Annotated in this window: 1 protein-coding gene; it reads right to left on the bottom strand. The window is 59.1% G+C overall.

Annotated features, from left to right (window positions below; genetic code table 11):
• Positions 1 to 241 (bottom strand): hypothetical protein (locus SB754_RS21235; protein WP_410784319.1); only part of this gene is annotated, 241 nt, incomplete at its 3' end.
• Between the last annotated feature and the right edge of the window lie 18 nt (positions 242 to 259).

Here is a 259-nt window from a genome sequence, read left to right as displayed (position 1 = left end):
CATACCCCACGGTCAGTGCACCCGACGCCGAACTCAGCGGATTGAATCGCCCCGGGTCGCAACCGTTCGGGATGAAGATCACATCGTCGCGGCCGTAGCGCTTCGCCAACTCGACGGTGCCTTCCGCATTCGCAGTTACCGCGTCCGCACGAGCAAACAAACGTCGATACGCTTCGTCGACCTCCGTCGCGATGCTCTCGAACGCATAGTGCTTTGTCCAGTCATCAAGGAGATCGAACACAACCTTGGATTGGCTTCC

It is taken from the genome of Leifsonia sp. SIMBA_070 (assembly GCF_046534635.1).
Lineage (GTDB): Bacteria > Actinomycetota > Actinomycetes > Actinomycetales > Microbacteriaceae > Leifsonia.
This window is presented reverse-complemented; position numbering and strand designations above follow the sequence as displayed.